Source organism: Isoptericola jiangsuensis (genome assembly GCF_002563715.1).
GTDB lineage: Bacteria > Actinomycetota > Actinomycetes > Actinomycetales > Cellulomonadaceae > Isoptericola > Isoptericola jiangsuensis.
Map to the genome: position 1 here is coordinate 497,726 of NZ_PDJJ01000001.1, position 20,039 is coordinate 517,764.

Annotated in this window: 18 protein-coding genes; 11 read left to right on the forward strand and 7 right to left on the reverse strand. The window is 73.5% G+C overall.

Features of this window, described 5'->3' with window-relative positions; all coding sequences use genetic code 11:
• Positions 1–120: 120 nt before the first annotated feature.
• The gene (locus tag ATJ88_RS02310; protein WP_098462432.1) at positions 121–600 is read right to left on the reverse strand and encodes a hypothetical protein; all 480 of its coding nucleotides are present in this window, start codon (positions 598–600) and stop codon (positions 121–123) included.
• 181 nt (positions 601–781) lie between these two features.
• On the opposite strand from ATJ88_RS02310, the gene ATJ88_RS02315 reads away from it, so the two are divergent.
• Positions 782–1,426 (forward strand): hypothetical protein, encoded by a 645-nt coding sequence (locus ATJ88_RS02315; RefSeq protein WP_098462433.1) that lies wholly within the window; start codon positions 782–784, stop codon positions 1,424–1,426.
• A gap of 100 nt (positions 1,427–1,526) precedes the next feature.
• Here the strand turns inward: ATJ88_RS02315 and crtI are convergent, their stop codons facing one another.
• From crtI to ATJ88_RS02330, 3 genes are read right to left on the reverse strand one after another with little or no spacing between them, the layout of a single operon-like run.
• A complete protein-coding gene (gene crtI / locus ATJ88_RS02320) occupies positions 1,527–3,176 on the reverse strand; it encodes a phytoene desaturase family protein (protein ID WP_098462434.1) in 1,650 nt (549 codons plus the stop codon).
• Positions 3,177–3,181: 5 nt separating this feature from the next.
• Positions 3,182–4,066: a phytoene/squalene synthase family protein gene (locus tag ATJ88_RS02325; RefSeq protein WP_098462435.1), complete on the reverse strand. Its 885-nt coding sequence runs from the start codon at positions 4,064–4,066 to the stop codon at positions 3,182–3,184.
• Positions 4,063–5,058: a polyprenyl synthetase family protein gene (locus ATJ88_RS02330; RefSeq protein ID WP_098462436.1), complete on the reverse strand. Its 996-nt coding sequence runs from the start codon at positions 5,056–5,058 to the stop codon at positions 4,063–4,065. Before ATJ88_RS02330 ends, ATJ88_RS02325 begins: the two co-directional genes overlap by 4 nt.
• A 72-nt stretch (positions 5,059–5,130) precedes the next feature.
• Between ATJ88_RS02330 and ATJ88_RS02335 the strand changes: the two genes are divergently transcribed.
• Together ATJ88_RS02335 and purL are read left to right on the forward strand one after the other, a co-directional pair.
• Positions 5,131–5,670: a MarR family winged helix-turn-helix transcriptional regulator gene (locus ATJ88_RS02335; RefSeq protein ID WP_245852069.1), complete on the forward strand. Its 540-nt coding sequence runs from the start codon at positions 5,131–5,133 to the stop codon at positions 5,668–5,670.
• A 129-nt stretch (positions 5,671–5,799) separates the two neighbouring features.
• The gene (purL, locus tag ATJ88_RS02340; RefSeq protein ID WP_098462438.1) at positions 5,800–8,139 is read left to right on the forward strand and encodes a phosphoribosylformylglycinamidine synthase subunit PurL; all 2,340 of its coding nucleotides are present in this window, start codon (positions 5,800–5,802) and stop codon (positions 8,137–8,139) included.
• Between the two features lie 252 nt (positions 8,140–8,391).
• Here the strand turns inward: purL and ATJ88_RS02345 are convergent, their stop codons facing one another.
• On the reverse strand, positions 8,392–8,877 hold the full coding sequence (locus ATJ88_RS02345) for a Dps family protein (protein ID WP_098462439.1): 486 nt from the start codon (positions 8,875–8,877) through the stop codon (positions 8,392–8,394).
• A gap of 269 nt (positions 8,878–9,146) precedes the next feature.
• On the opposite strand from ATJ88_RS02345, the gene ATJ88_RS02350 reads away from it, so the two are divergent.
• Positions 9,147–9,548 carry a hypothetical protein gene (locus tag ATJ88_RS02350; protein ID WP_245852071.1) on the forward strand — a complete coding sequence of 134 codons (402 nt, stop codon included), beginning with the start codon at positions 9,147–9,149 and terminating at the stop codon, positions 9,546–9,548.
• 194 nt (positions 9,549–9,742) lie between these two features.
• Here the strand turns inward: ATJ88_RS02350 and ATJ88_RS02355 are convergent, their stop codons facing one another.
• Complete coding sequence (locus ATJ88_RS02355) at positions 9,743–11,974, reverse strand: NADP-dependent isocitrate dehydrogenase (protein ID WP_098462440.1); 2,232 nt, start codon at positions 11,972–11,974, stop codon at positions 9,743–9,745.
• Positions 11,975–12,109: 135 nt separating this feature from the next.
• On the opposite strand from ATJ88_RS02355, the gene ATJ88_RS02360 reads away from it, so the two are divergent.
• The 6 genes from ATJ88_RS02360 to ATJ88_RS02385 all read left to right on the forward strand — a co-directional run bounded on the left by ATJ88_RS02360 (position 12,110) and on the right by ATJ88_RS02385 (position 19,306).
• On the forward strand, positions 12,110–13,582 hold the full coding sequence (locus ATJ88_RS02360; protein ID WP_098462441.1) for an RNB domain-containing ribonuclease: 1,473 nt from the start codon (positions 12,110–12,112) through the stop codon (positions 13,580–13,582).
• 182 nt (positions 13,583–13,764) lie between these two features.
• Positions 13,765–15,498 carry an ABC transporter substrate-binding protein gene (locus ATJ88_RS02365; protein WP_098462442.1) on the forward strand — a complete coding sequence of 578 codons (1,734 nt, stop codon included), beginning with the start codon at positions 13,765–13,767 and terminating at the stop codon, positions 15,496–15,498.
• A gap of 56 nt (positions 15,499–15,554) precedes the next feature.
• Positions 15,555–16,547 (forward strand): ABC transporter permease, encoded by a 993-nt coding sequence (locus tag ATJ88_RS02370; RefSeq protein WP_098462443.1) that lies wholly within the window; start codon positions 15,555–15,557, stop codon positions 16,545–16,547.
• The gene (locus ATJ88_RS02375; RefSeq protein ID WP_098462444.1) at positions 16,540–17,583 is read left to right on the forward strand and encodes an ABC transporter permease; all 1,044 of its coding nucleotides are present in this window, start codon (positions 16,540–16,542) and stop codon (positions 17,581–17,583) included. Before ATJ88_RS02370 ends, ATJ88_RS02375 begins: the two co-directional genes overlap by 8 nt.
• Positions 17,580–18,476: an ABC transporter ATP-binding protein gene (locus tag ATJ88_RS02380; protein ID WP_098462445.1), complete on the forward strand. Its 897-nt coding sequence runs from the start codon at positions 17,580–17,582 to the stop codon at positions 18,474–18,476. The genes ATJ88_RS02375 and ATJ88_RS02380 overlap by 4 nt, the downstream gene beginning before the upstream one ends.
• A complete protein-coding gene (locus ATJ88_RS02385; protein WP_098462446.1) occupies positions 18,473–19,306 on the forward strand; it encodes an ATP-binding cassette domain-containing protein in 834 nt (277 codons plus the stop codon). The genes ATJ88_RS02380 and ATJ88_RS02385 overlap by 4 nt, the downstream gene beginning before the upstream one ends.
• Before the next feature lie 44 nt (positions 19,307–19,350).
• Here the strand turns inward: ATJ88_RS02385 and ATJ88_RS18515 are convergent, their stop codons facing one another.
• Entirely contained in the window at positions 19,351–19,533 is a 183-nt protein-coding gene (locus tag ATJ88_RS18515) for a hypothetical protein (protein WP_211287445.1), read from the reverse strand.
• On the opposite strand from ATJ88_RS18515, the gene ATJ88_RS02390 reads away from it, so the two are divergent.
• On the forward strand, positions 19,524–19,898 hold the full coding sequence (locus tag ATJ88_RS02390; RefSeq protein WP_098462447.1) for a sterol carrier family protein: 375 nt from the start codon (positions 19,524–19,526) through the stop codon (positions 19,896–19,898). The genes ATJ88_RS18515 and ATJ88_RS02390 overlap by 10 nt on opposite strands.
• Positions 19,899–20,039: the final 141 nt, after the last annotated feature.

Consider the following 20,039-nt stretch of genomic DNA (forward strand, 5'->3'; position numbering starts at 1 on the left):
CGCATCCCGGGGAGACGTCGTGCTGGTCACAAGTCGGTACCGACTCGCCGAAGGCTCAGGGGAACCTCAGGTGCGAGCGGTCGGTCGGGTGCGGAGACCCGTCGGGGAACGTCCCGGGGTTCAGCGCGGGGCGAGGGTGGCGTGCTGGAGGCTGTGGCCGAGCAGGAGGGGTGACGGTGCCGGGGCGAACCGCTGCCGGTGCAGCTCGCCGGTCATGCGCAGGGCCAGCTCGAGCCGGACGGGGACGGCGGACGCGGCGCTGAGCCGGCCCCCGAGGACGGGGTGCGGCATGAACGTCAGCACCTCGTCCGGGCCCGGGGAGACGCCGTGCGCGGCGGCCTCGACCACGAGGTCCTCCAGCAGGAGGTCCTGACGGCCGGCGGGGGAGTCCAGCTCGGCCGTGAGCTCGACGGCGGTGGGCCAGCGGAGCTCGAGCGAGCCCTCGACGGTGTCGAGGAACCACCAGCCCTCCAGGGACTCGAGGAGGACGTCACCGAACACGGTGGCGAGCCGGGGGGTCATGCCGGCCAGGTCGAGCCACGACCAGGCCGCCAGCCCGTACTGGAAAGCGCGGGGTGCGAAGGGCCTGAGGTGTTCCACCGGCGCATCAAAGCACGGTGGGGAGATACGTGGAACCCCGCGTCGCACTGAACAAGATGTGACGGGGTTCACGGGTGCAGATCACGTTCTTCACGGGTTGTTCACGGGTGTCCGGGCCGGGAACCGGGGCGACCCCTGCCCCGTTCGACGAGGTACCGCACCCGATCCCGGAGGACCGCCCGTGAGCACCCTGCGCCGCCCCGACCCCCGTACCGTCGCCCTGGCCGGACTGACGACCTGGGCCTGGTACGCGGTCCCGGACGTCGTCGGCCCCCGGTGGGCCCGCGCCACCGCGAAGTCCGTGATCGGGGTGGGCGCGACCGCGCTGGCCGTGGGCGGCACGCGCGAGGGCCGGGAGCTGCGCGCCGGGCTGCGCGACCTCGCCGACGCCGTCGCGGCCGACGTCGAGGCGCTGCCCGGTGACCCGGCCGGCCCCGACCTCGGACCCGACGACCTTCCCTGCGAGGCGTGCGACCCCACACCTGCGGGCCGTGACGCCCCGGACGAGGACCCCGCCGACGACAACCCCGCGCCGACCGCCGGAGCGGTCGTCGCGGCGGGTGCGCCGACCGCCGGGGCGGTCGCCGCCGTGGGCGTCGGGACGCTGGCCGCGGTCGGCCTCGCCGTGGCGGCGGCGGTCGCCGGGGAGCGATGGGCGTACCGCCGTGGCGAGGCGCTGCGGGAGCGCGGCGTCGTCGCACCGCACACGAGGGTCGGGTTCGTGCTGGGCCTGCTCGCGGCGGGGCTCGCGGCGATCGACCTCGACCTGGACGGCCGCCCCGCCGACGACCGCGACCCGACGGGCGACCCGGCACCCGCGCCCTGAGGGCCCGGCTCAGCCGGGCGGCCGCTCCCCGACGAGGAGCCGGGACACGAGGGACGCGGTGGTCACGTCCACCGGCGGGGTCCGGGGCGCAGCGGCGAGGTCACCGGTCCCCCGGCACGGCGCTCGCCGTGCCGGGACCCGTGGCGACAGGGGCCGCGGCGGGCTCCGGCAGGGGAGCGGCACCGGTGTCGCCGCGGAGCTCCTTCAGCACGAGCTCGGCGCTGATGAGGCACATCGGCAGGCCGACGCCCGGGATCGTGGTGCCCCCCGTGTGGAGCAGACCCGCGACCTTCGACGAACGCACCGACCCGCGGAACATCGCGCTCTGCCGCAGCGTGTGCGCGGGTCCGAGCAGGCTGCCCGACCAGGAGGCGAGGTCGGCCGCGAAGTCCCCCGGGCCGACGGTCCGGCGCACCACCACGCGGTCGGCGAGGTCGGGCACCCCCGCCCATCGGGCCACCTGGTCGATCGCGGCGTCCGCGACCTGCTCGACGACCGGGTCGCCGGCGCCGTCCACGCCGCCCCGGCCGATCGACGGGTCCGCGGGGACGGGCACGAGGACGAACAGGTTCTCGTCGCCCGCCGGTGCGACCGTCGGGTCGGTCCGCGACGGCGTGCACACGTACGCCGACGCCGGGCGCGGGACGCGGCCGTCCCGGATCGCCCCGAAGTTCTCGGCCCAGTCGGCCGTGAAGAACAGCGAGTGGTGCGCCAGCTCGGGCACGCGGCCGCGCACCCCCAGCATGGCGATCACGCCGCCCGGGCCGGGGTCGCCGTGGTTCCACGACCGGTCCGACCGGCCGCGCAGCCGCGGCGGCAGCAGGTCCTGCTCCACGTGGTGCAGGTCCGCGGCGGTCACCACGACGTCGGCCGACGTGCGGTGGACGGCGCCGTCGGCGTCCGTCCACCGCACCCCGGTGGCCCGGGCGCGGGGGCGCCGCGGTCCGGGGGGAGGAGGCCCCGGGCGGTCACCGCCCCCCGGCCGGGCCCCGACGGCGGCGGTCGTGATCGCCGTGACCCGGGCGCCGGTGCGCAGGGTGACGCCTGCCTGCACCGCCAGCCGGGCGATCACGTCGACCAGGTGCGCGAACCCTCCCAGTGGGTAGCGCACCCCGCCGTCGAGGTCGAGGGAGCTCATGAGGTGGTAGAGGGCCGGGGTGCGGTCGGGGGAGGACCCGAGGAACACCGCCGGGTAGCCGAGCACCTGGCGCAGCCGCACGTCGTCGAACCGCGACGCGACGAACCCCTCCAGGGAGCGGCCGAGCAGCGGGGCCAGGCGCGGCAGCGCGGTCACGACCTCCCGGGACGCGAAGGGCCGCCAGGACGCGAACGTCGTGTAGAGGAAGTGCCGCAGCGCCATGTCGTACGCGTCGCCCGACGAGTCCAGGTAGCGCTCCAGCGCGGCTCCCGCGCCGGGCTCGACCGCCTCGAACGCGGCGACGTTCGCCGCGCGCGAGCGGGCGACGTCGAACGGGCCGTCGTGGCCCTCGAAGAACACCCGGTAGGCGGGCTCCGGGGCGACCAGGTCCAGGACGTCGGCGGTGGAGGTGCCCATCAGGGCGAAGAAGTGGTCGAACACCTCCGGCATGAGGTACCACGACGGGCCCGTGTCGAAGCGGAACCCGTCGCGCTCCCACGAGCCGGCGCGTCCGCCCACGGCGTCGTGCCGCTCCAGCAGCTCGACCTCGTGCCCCTCGCGGGCGAGCAGCGCGGCGGACGCGAGGCCCGAGATCCCGCCACCCACGACCACGACCCTCACGACGACCTCCGGACCCGCTCGCGCAGCACCGCCGCGGCGACCAGGCGTGCCTTGACGGCGTCGGGGACGCGCACGCGCCGCCGACGCAGCTCCGCGGCGGGCGTCGCCCGCAGCCGGCGGGACAGCTCGGCGAACAGGTCGTGCGCGACCCGGACGGCGAGCCGGCTGGAGCGGGGCAGCCCGTCGATCGCGGCCGACGCCGCGGCGAGGTCCGCGTCGACGTCGTCGAGCAGCACGTCACGGGTCGCGTCGTCGAGGTCGCCGTGGACGCCCGGGAAGTAGGCGCGGCCGCGGTCGTCGAGGTCGTCGGCGAGGTCCCGCAGGAAGTTGACCTTCTGGAACGCGGCGCCCAGCCGGGCCGCCCCCGGTGCGAGGTGCGCGTAGGCGTCGTCGTCACCGCCCACGAACACGCGCAGGCACATGAGCCCCACGACCTCCGCCGACCCGTGGACGTACACGGCCATGCTCTCCGCGTCGTGCTCGCGCACCGTCAGGTCGGTGCGCATCGACGCGAAGAACGGGTCGATCAGCTCCGCGTCGATACCGAACCGGCGGGCGGTCCGGGCGAAGCCGTGCACCACGAGGTCGGTGCTGTGCCCGCGGGCCACGGCCGCGGCGGTCTCCCGCTCGTAGGCGTCGAGGAGCGCCGTGCGCTCCTCGGTGGTGAGGGAGGCGTCGACGTCGTCGACGACCTCGTCGGCGACGCGCACCAGCGCGTAGACGGCACGCACGTGGTCGCGGGCGTCCGGGCCGAGGAGGCGGCACGCCCAGCCGAAGGAGGTCGAGTACTCGTCGACGACGGCGCGCGCCACGCGGGCGGCGGCCGCGTCGTACGCGCCGGCCCGGGGGTCGGCACCGGTGGTGGGTCGGGTGGCGGTCATGCAGCCCACTCTCCCTGATCGTGGCCGGCCGGCACGGCCAGCGCGAGCAGCTGCGCCACGGGGGCGTCCAGGCCGAGCGCGGCGGCGCGCTCGACGGCGGAGTGCTCGTAGCGGTGGGCGAGGTCCTCGGTGGCGGCGCGGGCGCCGCAACGGTCCAGGAGCGCCCGCACGGCCTCGAGGTCGGCGTCCGCGGCGTCCTGGCGGCCGAGCCACGGCGAGATCCGCGGCCAGTCGGCGGTGGTCCGGGCGAACGCCACCAGCGCCGTCCCGCGGCCCTCGCGCAGGTCCGAGGTCGCGGGCTTGCCGGTGCGTTCCGGGTCGCCGAACGTGCCGAGGACGTCGTCGCGGAGCTGGTAGGCGATGCCCAGGTCCTGGCCGAGGGCGGTCAGCTCGCCGTCGAGGTCGGCGCGCCCGGCGAGCACGGCGGCGAGGCGCAGCGGCAGCTCGAACGAGTAGGCGGCGGTCTTGCCGCGCGCGGTGCGCACGACGTCGTCGAGGGCGGGCGGCAGGTGGCTGAACCAGAGGTCGCGGAGCTCGCCGTCGGCGCTGAGGCGGACCGCCTCGTCCAGCAGGTCGAGGAGGCGGGTGACGACGGCGGGGCGCGCGCCGCACAGCGCGAGGCCGCGGACCGCGTCGACGAGGGCGAGGTCCCCGGCGAGCAGACCGGCCGCGGCGCCGTAGCCGTGCGCGGCGGCGTCGGGCAGGCCCTGCGAGCGGGCGTGCGCGGCGTACCGGCCGGCGACGTTCGCGTGGCCCCGGCGCACGTGGTCGTCGTCGATGACGTCGTCGTGCGCGAGGAACGCGGTGTGGAGCGACTCGACGGCCTCGCCGGCGGCCAGCGCGGCGCTGCGCGGCTCGGGCTCGGTCGCCGTGGGGGCGAGGGTGTCGTAGGCGCCGACGAGCAGCCGGGGGCGGAGCCGCTTGCCGGGCGGGACGGCGGGGCTCGCGGAGACCCACGGTGCGTCGTCGGGGGGTGCGTGGGAGGCGTCCACCGGAACTCCTTAGATCGGGCAGAATCTAGCCTAGCAAGAAACTAGTTCGACTAACTAGGTATCATGGTGATCGTGCAGCAGCCACCCGGGGGAACCGCCTACTGGTACGACTCGGACGACGACGACGCGCGGCACCTCCTCGAGGCGCTCCGGGTCTTCCGCCGCTCCGACGAGGCCATGCGCCGCCGTGCCGGCCGGGAGATGGCGATGAACCTCACCGACCTGCGCGCACTGCGGCACGTCATCGCCGCCGAGCGACGCGGCGACTCCGTCACGCCCCGCGACCTCGCCGAGGACCTCGGCATCTCCACCGCGTCCACCACCAAGGTCCTCGACCGGCTCACCGGCTCCGGCCACCTCGAACGCCTCCCGCACCCCCGCGACCGCCGCTCCGTCGTCGTCGTCGCCACCCCCGACGCCCACGCCGAGGTCCGCGCACGCCTCGCCGGCGCCCACGCCCGCATGCTCGCCGCCGCCCGGGCCGTCCCCGAGCACTGCCGCCCCGCCGTCCGCGACTTCCTCCTCGCCATGGCCGCCTCCGTGGACACGCCGGACGACGCCGTCGCGGAGGCCGTCGTCGGCGACGACGGGGCCCCCGCCGCGGGCCGGTAGACTGGCACCCGCGCCGACCCGGGAACCCGGGCCAGGGCGCGAACCCAGGCCCCGGACCGATGCCGGACGCCGTCCGCCCCGAGCGCGGTGGTCACCCGGTCCGGCACCCCGTGCGACCCGAGGGATGAGATGACCGCAGACCGCGCCGAGACCGTGGCCTCCCCCCGTCCGACGCTCGACACCGTCGAGACCGCCGCCGCGACCCCGGACGAGAGCCAGCCGTACGCCGAGCTGGGCCTCAAGCCCGACGAGTACCAGCGGATCAAGGACATCCTCGGGCGCCGCCCGACCGCCGCCGAGCTCGCCATGTACTCCGTCATGTGGTCCGAGCACTGCTCGTACAAGTCCTCCAAGGTGCACCTGCGCAAGTTCGGCGAGCGCGTCACCCCCGAGATGACCGAGCACCTGCTCGTCGGCATCGGCGAGAACGCGGGCGTCGTCGACATCGGCGACGGCTGGGCCGTGACCTTCAAGGTCGAGTCCCACAACCACCCCTCGTTCGTCGAGCCCTACCAGGGTGCCGCGACCGGCGTCGGCGGCATCGTCCGCGACATCATCTCCATGGGCGCCCGCCCTGTCGCGGTGATGGACCAGCTCCGCTTCGGCGCCGTCGACCACCCCGACACGGCCCGCGTCGTGCACGGCGTCGTGTCCGGCGTCGGCGGTTACGGCAACTCCCTCGGCCTGCCCAACATCGGCGGCGAGCTCGTGTTCGACGGCTCCTACCAGGGCAACCCGCTCGTCAACGCCCTGTGCGTCGGCGTGCTGCGCCACGAGGACATCCACCTCGCCAACGCGTCCGGCACCGGCAACAAGGTCATCCTGTTCGGCGCCCGCACCGGCGGCGACGGCATCGGCGGCGCGTCCATCCTCGCGTCCGAGACCTTCGAGGACGGCGTCCCCGCCAAGCGACCCTCCGTCCAGGTCGGCGACCCGTTCATGGAGAAGGTGCTCATCGAGTGCTGCCTCGAGCTCTACGCGGCGCAGGTCGTCGAGGGCATCCAGGACCTCGGCGCCGCCGGCATCTCCTGCGCCACCTCCGAGCTCGCGTCCAACGGTGACGGCGGCATGCACGTCGACCTCGACGACGTCCTGCTGCGCGACCCGTCGCTCAACGCCGGCGAGATCCTCATGTCGGAGTCGCAGGAGCGCATGATGGCCGTCGTGCGGCCCGAGAAGCTCGACGAGTTCCTCGCCATCACCGGCAAGTGGGACGTCGAGACGTCCGTCATCGGCGAGGTCAACGGCTCCGGCCGCCTCACCATCGACCACCACGGCCAGCGCATCGTCGACGTCGACCCGAAGACCGTCGCGCACGAGGGCCCCGTCTACGAGCGCCCCTACGCCCGCCCGGACTGGCAGGACGAGCTCCAGCGCGCCTCGGTCACCGGCCTCGGCCTGGAGCGCCCCGAGACCGCGCAGGACCTGCGCGCCACCGTGCTGCGGCTCCTCGCCTCCCCGAACCTCGCCTCCAAGGCGTGGGTCACCGACCAGTACGACCGGTTCGTCCAGGGCAACACCGCGCTCGCGCAGCCCGACGACGGCGGCGTGATCCGCGTCGACGAGGCCACCGGCCGCGGCGTCGCGCTCGCCACCGACGCGAACGGCCGCTACGGCAAGCTCGATCCCCGCACCGGCGCCCAGCTCGCGCTGGCCGAGGCCTACCGCAACGTCGCCACCACGGGTGCGACCCCGCTGGCCGTCACCGACTGCCTCAACTTCGGCTCGCCCGAGCACCCCGACTCCATGTGGCAGCTCGTCGAGGCCATCGAGGGCCTCGCGGACGCCTGCCAGGAGCTCGGCGTGCCCGTCACCGGCGGCAACGTGTCCCTGTACAACGGCACCGGCGAGCTCGGGCAGATCGACTCCGCGATCCACCCGACGCCCGTCGTCGGCGTGCTCGGCGTCCTCGACGACGTCCGCACCGCCCTCGCCTCCGGCTGGCGCTCCGAGGGCCTGTCCGTCCTCCTGCTCGGCGCCACCGCCGACGAGCTCGACGGCTCCGCCTGGGCCGACGTCGTCCACTCCCACCTCGGCGGCCTCCCGCCGCGCGTCGACCTCGCCGCGGAGAAGGCGCTCGCCTCCGTGCTGGTCGAGGGCCGTCGCTCCGGCGCGATCGCCGCGGCGCACGACCTGTCCGAGGGCGGCCTCGCCCAGGGCCTCGTCGAGTCGTCGCTGCGCCACGGCGTCGGCGTCTCGGTGAACCTCGACGCGGTCGTGGGCCGCGACGGCGTCACCCCGTTCGCCGCGCTGTTCAGCGAGTCCACCGCCCGCGCGCTCGTCGCCGTCGACCCCGCCCAGGAGGCCGCGCTCGTCGCCTCCGCCGAGGCCGCCGGCGTGCCCGTGCTGACCCTCGGCACCACCGGCGGCGACGCCGTCGAGGTCGCCTACGGGATCGACGCGTTCACCCTCACGCTCGACGACGCCCGCGAGGCCCACGAGGGCACGCTGCCCGCGCTGTTCGGCTGACACCCGCCGGCCGCCCCCTGCGGTGGCGGTGGGAACGACGGCCCGTCCCGGACCCCGGGGCGGGCCGTCCTCGTCCCGCGACTCAGCGCAGGCCCCGCCGAGTCAGCGCAGGTCCCGCCGAGTCAGCGCAGGAATCGCCGACTCAGCGCAGGGACGAGGGCGCGGCCCCGGCGGGACGCGCGCGGACGACGACGGGCGGCCGGCACGGGCACCCGCAGGTGCCGCGCCGACCGCCCGTCGGTGCTGAGGTCGTCAGACCTCGGTGTTCTCGGAGGTGATCATCCAGGCCTGCTTCTCCAGGTCGGCGATGATCTCGTGGAGGATGTCGGCCGACGTCGGGTCCTCGGCGTCGACGTCGTCGTGGACCGTGCGCACGACCTCGACGGTCTGCGCGACGCGCTCGACGACGGCGTCGACGGTGTCGCCGACGGAGACGAGGCCCGCCGGGTAGGGGGACAGGTCCGTGGTGGTCGCGACGGTCTCGGTGCGGCCGTCGGGGACGGCCTGGAGGGCGCGCAGCCGCTCGGCGACGGTGTCGCTGTGCTCGCGGGCGACGTCGACGAGCTCGTCGAGCTGGAGGTGCAGGTCGCGGAACCCGCGGCCGGTCACGTTCCAGTGGGCCTGCTTGCCCTGGACGTGCAGGTCGACGAGGGCGACCAGGACGCGCTGCAGGTGTCCGGTCAGCTGCTCCGACGCCTGCGTGCGGTCGGTGCTGCGGTGGATGCTGGGGGTGCTCATCGTGCTCTCGCTCTCTCGGGTGTCACCCGGTCGACGATCACTGGAACCATTCCAGAATAGGCCGCATTCCGGCGTCCTGCCAGCAAGGACAGGCGACCCTGAGACGTGTGAGGCGAGCCTTGCCGGGCGGCGGGCGACCGGGCGGCGTGCGACCGGGCGGCGTCCCGCGGGGCCGAGCCCCGCGCGTCCGGGGGCCGGCGGTCCTCGTCCGGTCAGGTCCGTCGGGGCCGTGCGCACGTGTGGCGGGGGTCACTACAATGAGGTCGGGGGTGTGCACGTTGACGTGGCAGCTGGCCTATCTCATCGCCGTCGGGCTCTTCGTCGCCGGCCTGGCGGTCGGCGCCTGGCTGCGCTCCGCCCCCCACACGGCCGCCGTGCGACGTCGTCGTCGACGGCAAGCACCCCCCGACCCCCTGGCCACGCTCGCCATCCAGATCCGGCTGGGCGAGCTCGCGCGCGAGCTCCGCACCGTCGTCGACGACCCCGACGTCTACGCCCGCGCCCACCACTGGCGGGCCGCCCAGGACGCCTACGACGCGATGCTCCGCGAGGCGTGCCGTGCCGCGGGGCTGCCCGTCGTCGACCAGCCGCTGCGCACCGACGAGCACGTCGCCGAGGAGGAGCGCCTGCGCGAGGAGCTCGAGCTCAGCTCGCGCGGCTGGTCCTGGTGACGCCGATTCCGTCGGCCGCCGAACACCCCCCCGCGCTGACTCGCACACCTGGGCTGAGTCGGTGGGATCTGCGCTGACTCGCGCACACCTGCGCTGGCTCGCGGGAACGCCGACGGGGCCGGTCCTGGCGGACCGGCCCCGTCGGTGGTGCGACGACCGTCCCGACGTCGTGGACGCCGGGACGGCCCGCCGGGTCAGAGCGCGTCGATCGCGGCGTTCAGCGTCTTGGACGGGCGCATCACCGCGGCGGCGAGGTCGGCGTCGGGGCGGTAGTAGCCGCCGACGTCGGCCGGGTTGCCCTGGACGGCGAGCAGCTCGTCGACGATGGTCGCCTCGGAGCCGGCCAGCTTCTCGGCGAGGGGCGCGAACGCGGCGGCGAGGGCGGCGTCCTCGGTCTGCTGCGCGAGCTCCTGGGCCCAGTAGAGCGCCAGGTAGTAGTGCGAGCCGCGGTTGTCGATGCCGCCGACGCGACGGGTCGGGGACTTGTCCTCGTTGAGGAACGTCTCCGTGGCGCGGTCGAGGGTGTCGGCGAGGACCTGGGCGCGGGCGTTGCCCTCGACGCGGGCCAGGTGCTCGAACGACGCGGCGAGCGCGAAGAACTCGCCGAGCGAGTCCCAGCGGAGGTAGTTCTCGGCGAGGAGCTGCTGGACGTGCTTCGGGGCGGAGCCGCCGGCGCCGGTCTCGAACAGGCCGCCGCCGTTCATCAGCGGGACGATCGACAGCATCTTCGCGGACGTGCCGACCTCGAGGATGGGGAAGAGGTCGGTGTTGTAGTCGCGCAGCACGTTGCCGGTGACGGAGATGGTGTCGAGGCCCTCGCGGATCCGGTCCAGCGAGTAGCGGGTGGCCTCGGCCGGGGCCATGACGAAGATGTCGAGGCCGTCGGTGTCGTGCTCCGGCAGGTACTGCTCGAGCTTGAGCAGGAGCTGCGCGTCGTGGGCGCGGTCGGCGTCCAGCCAGAACACGGCGGGGGTGGCGGACTCACGGGCGCGGCGCACGGCGAGGCCGACCCAGTCGCGGATGGGGGCGTCCTTGGTCTGGCAGGCGCGCCACACGTCACCGGCGGCGACGTCGTGCGAGATGAGCACCTCGCCGGCGGCGTCCACGACCTCGACGGTGCCGTCGGCCGGGATCTCGAACGTCTTGTCGTGCGAGCCGTACTCCTCGGCCTTCCGCGCCATGAGGCCGACGTTCGGCACGGAGCCCATGGTGGCGGGGTCGAGCGCACCCTTGGCCTTGCAGTCGTCGATGACGGCCTGGTAGACGCCGGCGTACGACGAGTCGGGGATGACGGCGAGGGTGTCGTGCTCGGCGCCGTCGGGGCCCCACATGTGACCGCCGATGCGGATCATGGCGGGCATGGAGGCGTCGATGATGACGTCGGAGGGGACGTGCAGGTTGGTGATGCCCTTGTCCGAGTCGACCATGGCCAGCGCGGGGCCGTCGGCGAGGCCCTGCTCGATGGCGGCGCGGATCTCGGCGCCGTTCTCCAGCGCGCCGAGGCCGGCGAGGATGCCGCCGAGGCCGTCGCGCGCGGACAGGCCGGCGGCCCGGAGGTCGGCGCCGTAGCGCTCGAACACCTCGGGCAGGAACGTCTCGACGACGTGACCGAAGACGATGGGGTCGGAGACCTTCATCATCGTGGCCTTCAGGTGGGCGGAGAACAGGACGCCCTCGGCCTTGGCGCGCTCGATCTGCGCGGCGAGGAAGGTGCGCAGCGCGGCGACCGACATGAAGGTGGCGTCGACGACCTCGCCGGCCTCGACCTGCAGGCCGTCCTTGAGGACGGTGGTGCCCTCGGCGGTGCGCAGGCGGATGGTGAGCGTGTCGGCGGCGGGCATCGTCACGGACTTCTCGTTGGCGAAGAAGTCGTGCTCGCCCATGGTCGCCACGGCGGTCCTCGAGTCCGCGGACCAGGCGCCCATGCGGTGCGGGTGCGCCTTGGCGTAGTTCTTCACGGCGCCGGGGGCGCGGCGGTCGGAGTTGCCCTCGCGCAGCACGGGGTTGACGGCGGAACCCTTGACCTTGTCGTACTTGGCGCGGGCCTCGCGCTCGGCGTCGGTGGTGGGGGCCTCGGGGTAGTCGGGGACGGCGAAGCCCTGCGACTGCAGCTCGGCGACGGCGGCCTTGAGCTGGGGGACGGACGCCGAGATGTTCGGCAGCTTGATGATGTTCGCCTCGGGCGTGGTGGCCATCCGGCCGAGCTCGGCCAGGGCGTCGTCGACGCGCTGCTCGGCGGTCAGGGCCTCGGGGAACTGCGCGAGGATGCGACCGGCCAGCGAGATGTCGCGGGTGTCGACGTCGACACCGGCCTGCGCCGCGTACGCCTGGACGATCGGGAGGAACGAGTAGGTCGCCAGCAGCGGCGCCTCGTCGGTGTACGTGTAGATGATCTTGCCGGCAGCGGGCTGGGGCTCGGTGGTCATGCGGGAGTACTCCTGAGGACGACGTGAGGGGACGACCAGATTGCTTGACATCAAGATACTTGTCGCTGTGCGGCCGTGTCGAAACCGCCCGGCGCTCCCCGCGCGCTCCGCGAGCCGCACAACTACGGTCGAGGCGTGCCCTCCCGACACCTGCGTCTCGACCCGACGGCGCCCGACGACGTCGCCGACGCCCTCGCCGTCCTGCGGGCCGAGGTGGGCCTGCCGGCCCTCTACCCGGCGGACGCCCGGGCCGAGGCCGAGCGGGCGGCGCGCGGGGACCTGAAGGACTTCCGCCAGGACCGTCGTGACGTCGAGTTCGTCACGATCGACCCGCCCGGGTCGAAGGACCTGGACCAGGCGGTGCACGTCGCGTCGTCCGGGCACGGCTACGTGGTGCGGTACGCCATCGCGGACACCGCGGCGTTCGTGTCGCCGGGCGGTGCCCTGGACACGGAGGTGCACCGGCGCGGGGTGACGTTCTACGGGCCGGACGCCAGGACCCCGCTGCACCCGGTGGTGCTGTCGGAGGGGGCGGCGAGCCTGCTCCCCGGCGAGGACCGCCCCGCGGTGCTGTGGACGATCGCGCTGGACTCGTCGGGCGAGATCTCGAGCGCGATGGTGACGCGCGCGGTGGTGCGCTCGCGGGCGCGGCTGACTTACGGCGAGGCGCAGACGGCGCTGGACTCGGGCACCGCGCCCGACCCGTTGGTGCACCTGGCCGACGTGGGGCGCCTGCGCCAGTCGTGCGAGCTGGCCCGGGGCGGGGTGTCCCTGCCGGTGCCGGAGCAGGAGATCGTGCGCCGCGCGGACGGCTCGTTCGGTCTGGAGCTGCGCCGGACCCTGCCCGTGGAGGAGTGGAACGCGCAGATCTCCCTGCTGACGGGCATCGCCGCGGCCGGCCTCATGCGGGAGGGCGGCGTGGGTGTGCTGCGGACCCTGCCGCCGGCGGGGGCGGACGACGTCGCGAGGCTCCGGCGGTGCGCGGACGCTCTCGGCATCGAGTGGCCCGACGACATGCCCTATGCGGAGCTGCTGCCGCGGATCGAGTCGCGGCGGGCGTCGCACGCGGCGTTCCTCGCGGAGGCGGTGTCGCTGTTCCGGGGCGCGGACTACACGACGTTCGGGGTGCGGGCGCCGGGGGGCGGTCCCCGGTCGGTGCTGCCGGACGACGCGCGGCACGCGGCGGTGGGGGCGGAGTACGCGCACGTGACGGCGCCGCTGCGGCGGCTGGTCGACCGGTACGGCCTGGAGGTGTGCCTGGCGCTGTCGGCGGGCCGGGAGGTGCCGGACTGGGTGCTGGAGGCGCTGCCGGGGCTGCCGGCGACGATGCGGTCGGCGGCGGGGCGGGCGTCGGCGTTCGAGCGCGCGTGCGTGGACATCGTGGAGGCGGCGCTGCTCGCGCACCGGGTGGGCCGGGTGTTCGACGCGGTGGTGGTGGAGGCGGGGGAGCCGGACGCCGAGGGGGTGCGGCGGGGTGAGGTGCTGCTGCGGGAGCCGGCGGTGCGGGCGCGGGTGGAGGGTGCGGAGCTGCCGTTGGGGCAGCGGGTGCGGGTGACCCTGGCGGAGGCGTCGGTGCCGGACCGCCGGGTGCGTTTCACGCTGCCCTGACCTCGGGCGGAGGCCCGTGTGACCCAGAACACGGTTTGATAACACTCCTGCTTTATAACGATGCAGGGGGTGGCGCGGCCGCGAGTTTGTTTGTTAACTCTCCTTTCAACCGAGCGGTACCCACCCCGGCGCGACGACGCGCCGTCCAGCCGGCGCGCTGCAGCGCCACAGGAAGGAACACCATGCACGGACGTACTCGGCGGCAGCGCCTGCTGGCCGCCACCGCGCTCGCCGCGAGCGTGACCCTCCTCGCGGCCGCCTGCTCCGGCGGCACCGACGAGACCCCCGAGGCCGAGACCAGCGAGGGGACGACCGCCGGCGCGAGCACGGACCGTGTCCTCAACATCTGGGCCGGCTCCCAGACCCCGATCACCGCGAACTTCAACCCGTACGCGGTGGGCGTCCTGCACCTCGCCAACGGCGGCATCTACGAGACCCTGTTCTCGTACAACAAGGTCGCGGACACCGCGCCCGAGCCGATGCTGGCCGAGTCGTTCGAGTGGAACGAGGACGGCACCGAGCTCACCATCACGCTCCGCGAGGGCGTGACGTGGAACGACGGCGAGGCGTTCGACGCCGACGACGTCGTCTACTCGCTCACCAACGAGACCGCCAAGCCGGTCTACCTCACCGACGCCGTCGCCTCCGACGCGAAGACGGTCGTCGTGAGCTTCGACGAGCCGCAGTACGCGAACGAGTTCGCGATCCTCGGCTCGACCTACATGGTCCCGCAGCACGTCTTCAGCCAGCACGAGGACGCCGAGGACTCCGAGGCCGGCCTCACCGGCCTGGTCGCGTGGACCAACGCCGAGGCGCCGGTCGGCACCGGCCCGTACCTGGTCGAGACCACCTCGGACGCCTCGTACACCGCCGTCGCGAACCCCGACTACTGGGGCGGCGAGCCGGCCGTGAAGAACCTGCGCTACCTGGGCATCGACGCCAACCAGTCGGCGGAGGACCTGCTGGCCACGGGCCAGATCGACTGGGCCACGATGTTCGTGCCCGAGCCCGACCGCCTCGAGTCGGCCGGCCTCGGCTACATCAACACGCCGGTCGACCCGACCGTTCTCTACACCTGCTCCAACGCGGACCAGGGCTGCCAGGGCGAGCAGACCGACGTCGCCGTCCGCCAGGCGCTGTCCGCCGCCATCGACCGCGGTTCCATCAACGAGAAGGCGTTCGTGGGTCTCGCCAAGGAGATCTCCCCGACCTTCGCGCTGCTGGGCCGTGACGACAAGTGGATCGCGGACGGCATGCCGGCCGCGATCGAGCAGACCGCCGACGCCGCCAAGGCCGGCGAGATCCTCGAGGCCGCGGGCTACACCAAGGGTGACGACGGCTTCTACGGCAAGGACGGCAAGGCCATCGAGCTGACGCTGACCTCCGTCGACGGCTGGACCGACTACAACAACGCCGCGAAGCTCATCGAGGAGCAGGCCGCCGCCGCCGGCCTCAAGGTCGTCGCCTCGACGGTCTCCTGGAACGAGTTCGCCGACTCCCGCACCGCCGGCGAGTTCGAGCTCATCATGGGTGGCGTCGTCGGCACCTCCATCGCCGACCCGTACCAGATCTACCGCGACTGGTTCACCACGGACTACACGACGCCGGTCGGCACCCCGCTCGAGCCGGGCGACTGGAACTTCTCCCGCTACGCCAACACCGAGGTCGACGACGCGGTGAAGGCCGCCGCCGCCACGAACGACGAGGCCGCCAAGGCCGCGGCGTACGCCACGGTGCAGGAGAACATCGTCAACGACCTGCCGTACATCCCGCTGCTGGTCAACGCGTCGCAGACGTTCTACAACCAGACCGACTACACGGGCTTCCCGACCGAGGAGGACCTCTACGTCTTCCCGCCGGCCTGGCAGGGCCCGTCCTCCGGCGTCATCCTCGGCAAGCTCGCCGGCGCCGAGTGACGCACTGATCGACCGCTGAGGAGGAGTCGGATGCTTGCGACGAAGGACGGCACGCCATGAGGTTCTACGCACGACGGATCGGGTTCTACGCGGTGACGCTGTGGATCGCGGTCTCCCTGAACTTCCTGCTGCCGCGCCTGCTGCCCGGAGACCCTTACTCGATCCTGCTGGCCAGGCTCCAGCGGAACGGTGAGGTGTCCCCGGCCGTCCAGAACAGCCTCCGGCTCCTCCTCGGCGCCGAGGAGGACGCGAGCCTCTGGGAGCAGTACGTCACCTACCTGGGGAACCTGCTGCGCGGGGACCTCGGGGTGTCGGTGACGCAGTTCCCCACCCCGGTGACGGAGCTCATCGGGAACGCCCTGCCGTGGACGATCGGGCTGGTCGGCACCGCGACCGTCATCTCGTTCGTCCTCGGCGTCACTCTGGGTGCCTGGGCCGGATGGCGCCGCGGCACCTGGGTGGACTCGATCATCCCGTCCACCACGATGCTGCAGTCCCTGCCCTACTTCTGGGTCGCCCTGCTGTTCATCTTCGTGTTCTCGGTGACGCTCCAGTGGTTCCCCATCATCGGCGCCTACGACGTCTTCACCTTCAACGGGCCGGAGATGAGCTGGGCGTTCGTCGGGTCGGTGCTCTACCACGCGATCCTCCCGGCGATCACCATCGTCATCTCGTCCGTGGGCGGTTGGCTGCTCGGGATGCGCAACATGATGGTGGCGACCCTGTCGGAGGACTACATCGTCACCGCGGAGGCCAAGGGCCTGTCCCGCCGCCGCGTCTACACCACCTACGCCGTGCGCAACGCCGTCATCCCGTCCGTGAACGGGTTCGGCGTGACGCTCGCCTTCGTCGTCGCCGGCTCGATCGTCACCGAGCAGGTCTTCAGCTACCCGGGCCTCGGCAAGCTGATGATCGACGCCGTGCAGAACAACGACTACGCGCTCATGCAGGGCGTCTTCCTCATGATCACGCTCGCCGTGCTCGCCGCGCTGTTCGTCATGGACCTCGTGCACGGCCTCATCGACCCGAGGGCACGCCACAGTGACTGACACGACCGCTCCCGCCCCGTCCCGCACCGCCCGTCCCGCGGCCCGCCGCGGCCTGCGCGACCGCCTCCGCGGCCGCGGCAAGCTCATCGTCGGCCTGGTGATCGTCTCGTCGATCGTGCTGTTCGCGCTCCTCGGGCCGCTGCTCTCCCAGGACCCGCGCAACTCGGACAACCCCGCGATGCTGCCGCCGCAGCCCGGCCACTGGCTGGGCACGACGAGCCTCGGCTACGACGTCCTGGCGCAGCTCGCCGAGGGTGCCCGCGGCTCCCTCCTCGTGGGCGTCGTCGCGGGTCTCCTCGCGATCGTCCTGTCGCTGGTCTTCGGCGTCGTCGCCGGGTACAGCCGCGGCTGGACGGACGAGGGCCTGTCCCTCATCACGAACGTCATGCTGGTCATCCCGGGTCTGCCGCTGATGATCGTCGTGTCGAGCTACCTGTCGGTCCGCAGCCTGCTGGTCGTGGCCCTCATCCTGGGGGCGACCGCCTGGCCGGGCGCCGCCGTGGTCCTGCGCCTGCAGTCGCGGTCGCTGCGCAACCGCGACTACGTCTCCGCGGCGCGCGTGGCGGGGGAGAAGACCCCTCGCATCCTCATGGTGGAGATCCTGCCGAACCTCCTGCCGCTGCTCACCGCGCAGTTCCTGTTCGCGGTGGTCCTGGCGATCCTCGGCGAGGCCGGCCTGTCCTACCTGGGCCTCGGCCCGAACGGCTCGATCACGTGGGGCACGATGCTCAACGAGGCCCAGGGCGGCGGGGCGCTGACCCGCGGCGCCTGGTGGTGGTTCGTGCCGCCGGGCCTCATGATCGCGCTGCTCGGCTGCGCGCTGAGCCTCATCAACTTCTCGATCGACGAGATCGTCAACCCCAAGCTCCGGTCGGCCCCGGCGGCCGCGCGCAGCGTCCGCAAGGCGCGCGCCGAGGGCCGTGACATCACCGTGCAGGACGACGACGAGGCGGACGCCCCGACGGCGGACTCGCCCACGGTGACGGTCGACGGGACCGCCGACCCCGACAGCGAGAAGGAGAGGGTGCAGGCATGAGCGCGCCCACGACGACGACCGGGCCGCTGAGCTCGGCCGCGCACGCCGAGCACGTGGCCGGCCTGACGCCGGTGCTGACGGCCCGGGACGTGTCCATCGAGTACGAGGTCAACCCGCCCGTGCTCGCCGTGCAGGACGTGTCCCTCACGCTGCACCGCGGGGAGATCCTCGGTCTGGCCGGCGAGTCGGGCTGCGGCAAGTCGACGCTCGCGTACGGGCTGAACCGGCTGCTCAAGCCGCCGGCGATCCTGCGCTCGGGCGAGGTGACGTTCCACGACGCCGACGGCTCGGAGACCGACGTCGTCGCCCTCGACGGGGACGCGCTGCGCGCCTTCCGCTGGGACAAGGTGTCGATGGTCTTCCAGGGGGCGATGAACTCGCTCAACCCGGTGATCAGCGTGTACGCCCAGCTCGAGGACGTCCTGCTCACGCACCGGCCGAACCTGACGAAGGCGGAGCGGCGCGAGCGGTGCGCCGAGCTCCTGCGGCTCGTCGGGGTCGACCCGTCCCGCCTGGACTCGTACGCCCACGAGCTGTCGGGCGGCATGCGCCAGCGCGTCATGATCGCGATGGCGATGGCGCTGGAGCCGCAGGTCATGATCATGGACGAGCCGACGACGGCGCTCGACGTGGTGGTGCAGCGCGGGATCCTGCGCGAGCTGATGCTGCTGCGCGAGAAGTTCGGGTTCGCGGTCGTGTTCATCACGCACGACCTGCCGCTCCTGCTCGAGATCTCCGACCGGATCGCGGTGATGCGCGCCGGGCGGATCGTCGAGCTCGACACGGCCGAGCAGATCTACACGGCCGCCCAGCACGAGTACACCCGGAAGCTCCTCGGGTCGTTCCCGAGCCTTCTCGGTGACTTCTCCTACGACGACGGAGAGTCCGCATGAGCACGCTCGAGGTCCGCCACCTCGTCAAGGACTTCAAGGTGCGCGGTGGTCTGCGGCGCAAGACCCTGCGCGCGGTGAACGACGTCTCCTTCACCCTGGAGGCCGGCAGGACGGTCGCGGTGGTCGGGGAGTCGGGGTCCGGCAAGTCGACGGTGGCGCGCATGATCGCCCAGCTCGAGACGCCGACGTCGGGCGAGATCCTGCTCGACGGCACGCCGATCGGCCGTCGGGGCAAGGCGCTGACGCAGTACCGGCACGACGTGCAGATGGTGTTCCAGGACCCGTTCGCGTCCCTCAACCCGTACCACCCGGTGCGTCACCACCTGGAGCGGCCGCTGAAGATCCACGGCGTCGCGAAGGGCAAGGCGGTCGAGCCCGCCGTGCTGGAGCTGCTGGAGCGCGTGAACCTCACGCCGGCCGAGGTGTTCGCCGCGAAGCGGCCGCACGAGATGTCGGGCGGTCAGCGGCAGCGCATCGCGATCGCGCGGGCGCTCGCGCCGGGAGCGCGGTTCCTCGTCGCGGACGAGCCGGTGTCGATGCTGGACGTGTCGATCCGACTCGGCGTGCTGGGCCTGCTGGCCCGCCTGCAGCGGGAGCAGAACCTCGGCGTCCTGTACATCACGCACGACCTGGCGACCGCCCGGCACTTCAGCGACGAGATCGTCGTGATGTACCGCGGCGACGTCGTCGAGCAGGGGCCGAGCGACCAGGTGATCCTCGACCCGCAGCACGACTACACCAAGACGCTGCTCGCCGCCGCCCCGGAACCGTCACGGCACGGCCGGCTCCGGGACGAGGTGCGGGCAGAGCTCGCGGCGCAGGCCGGCTGAGCGTCGTCGGTGCCCGGCAGGGTCGTGCCGGGCACCGACGTGTGTCATCGCCGCTGCGCGCGGTACAGGTCGCGCAGCAGGCAGATCTCGGCGCCGTGCGCCATCGCCTCCCAGTTGAGGTGGGCGACGAGCGCCGCGGGGGAGTCCGGCGCGAACGGCCCACGGTCCCGAGCACGTGCGGCGCCACCGACGTCGGCGCGCCACGTAGCCTGCTGCCATGCCTGCACGACGACGGACCGACCCTGTGGCGGGGCGCGCGGCGCTCACCGCCTGGCTCGGCGGCGACACCTCCCGTCCCACGACGACCACGGCCGTGCGCTTCACCCTGGAGGAGCTGGCCGCGGTGGCGCCGGGCAACGCGGTCGAGGTGCGGGTGCCGCCCGCGGGCGCGGTCCAGGTCGTCGAGGGGCCTCGCCACACGCGCGGCACGCCCCCGAACGTGGTCGAGACCGACGTCGAGACGTGGCTCGCCCTGGCGTCCGGCCGCACGACGTGGGCCGACGCCGTCGCCGCGGGGCGGGTGCACGCCTCGGGGGAGCGGGCCGACCTGACGGCGTGGCTCCCCCTGCAGGCGGCGCGCCCCCGCCCCTGACGGTCGGTGGCCGGGCGCGGCGACGCGCGCACCGGGTGCGGCTCCGCTAGCGTCACGGCTGCGGCCCTCGATCAGTAGCACGCCCGTGACCTGCGGTTCAACAGCGGTTCACACCGTCCTGCTTGGCTGGGGCCGACATCG

Bases quoted from the DNA above. Each gene is read 5' to 3' on its own strand.
- ATJ88_RS02390 (WP_098462447.1), top strand. From the start codon at position 19,524: ATGCCTGCACGACGACGGACCGACCCTGTGGCGGGGCGCGCGGCGCTC.
- ATJ88_RS02325 (WP_098462435.1), bottom strand. From the start codon at position 4,066: ATGACCGCCACCCGACCCACCACCGGTGCCGACCCCCGGGCCGGCGCG.
- ATJ88_RS02345 (WP_098462439.1), bottom strand. From the start codon at position 8,877: ATGAGCACCCCCAGCATCCACCGCAGCACCGACCGCACGCAGGCGTCG.
- ATJ88_RS02365 (WP_098462442.1), top strand. From the start codon at position 13,765: ATGCACGGACGTACTCGGCGGCAGCGCCTGCTGGCCGCCACCGCGCTC.
- ATJ88_RS02355 (WP_098462440.1), bottom strand. From the start codon at position 11,974: ATGACCACCGAGCCCCAGCCCGCTGCCGGCAAGATCATCTACACGTAC.
- purL (WP_098462438.1), top strand. From the start codon at position 5,800: ATGACCGCAGACCGCGCCGAGACCGTGGCCTCCCCCCGTCCGACGCTC.
- ATJ88_RS02380 (WP_098462445.1), top strand. From the start codon at position 17,580: ATGAGCGCGCCCACGACGACGACCGGGCCGCTGAGCTCGGCCGCGCAC.
- ATJ88_RS02385 (WP_098462446.1), top strand. From the start codon at position 18,473: ATGAGCACGCTCGAGGTCCGCCACCTCGTCAAGGACTTCAAGGTGCGC.
- ATJ88_RS02370 (WP_098462443.1), top strand. From the start codon at position 15,555: ATGAGGTTCTACGCACGACGGATCGGGTTCTACGCGGTGACGCTGTGG.